This window comes from Pseudomonas sp. L13 (genome assembly GCF_009935965.1).
GTDB classification, from domain to species: Bacteria; Pseudomonadota; Gammaproteobacteria; order Pseudomonadales; family Pseudomonadaceae; genus Aquipseudomonas; species Aquipseudomonas lactis.
This window is the reverse complement of the sequence record NZ_QODJ01000134.1, coordinates 430-1,330: the sequence shown is the minus strand read 5'-3', so window position 1 is coordinate 1,330 and position 901 is coordinate 430. Positions and strand designations below refer to the sequence as shown.

1 protein-coding gene and 1 pseudogene are annotated in these 901 nt (G+C 36.4%); both read left to right on the top strand.

Annotation, left to right across the window (positions count from 1 at the left end):
* A pseudogene (locus tag DK871_RS28810) lies at positions 1-216 on the top strand (site-specific integrase); the annotation flags it as partial.
* Positions 213-863 carry a hypothetical protein gene (locus tag DK871_RS28340; RefSeq protein WP_161519138.1) on the top strand — a complete coding sequence of 217 codons (651 nt, stop codon included), beginning with the start codon at positions 213-215 and terminating at the stop codon, positions 861-863. The pseudogene DK871_RS28810 and the gene DK871_RS28340, both read left to right, overlap by 4 nt.
* Positions 864-901: the final 38 nt, after the last annotated feature.

The window sequence follows — 901 nt, the reverse complement described above, 5'->3', positions numbered from 1 at the left end:
ATTGGTGCTGGTCACAAATGGTCTAATTCATATACACAAGCCTCAAACCGCGTACTTGGTTGGTCTAGGGGAGCCCATGGATTACGCCACAGTTATACTCAAGAAAGGATGAACGAGTTACAAAATTCTGGTTATTTTCGCGATACAGCTCTTGAAACAGTAAGCCAAGAACTCGGTCATTTCCGCCCTGAAATTACAGAGATCTATTTACGATGAAAACAACTTATATTGCCTTTTTAATTCTTATTGCTGCATGCCTAGGGCTTTGGCATTCAATCGATGTACTGAGTAGTACAACGCTTTTAATAGAAGAAAATGGGGATTATTTTAGAGATAACTACACAACGACAGAACGCTTTTTAGAATTATGGCCAATCAGCATAATTGTTGGGTTAGTTGTAGCAGTAATTATAGCCGCCATTACTTTACTGGTGTTTGACGCAAGCCAAAACAGCGAAGTGAAAAACCTAAAAGATGAACTTAAAAAGAACCTACAGCACTACGAAAGCTTAAAAGAACAGTGCGTATATGACGTTGAAAACGCACAAGAAAGAGCGAGAAAAAACGCAGCGCTTGAAGTAGAGAACCAACACATAGAAATTGAAGCGAGAAAAAACGCAATATTAAAGAAAGAAAGAGAATTAAACCGTACACAGATAAATCTAAGTCAAAAGTTACATGAACTAAACAAAACTATCGATGAAAATAACCAGTTGGTGAAGCACTACAAGCAAGAGGCTCAAAAAGCTAAAAACAAAGCTAAAAATCACAGCACCGCCATTGGGCGAAAAAACAATATCATCAGCAAACTAAAAACTGATCCTGAATACTTAAACAGATTTATAGAAAAAAATTATAATTAGTGTTCTTGAATCACTATCGATGATCCTAATTTTAACTT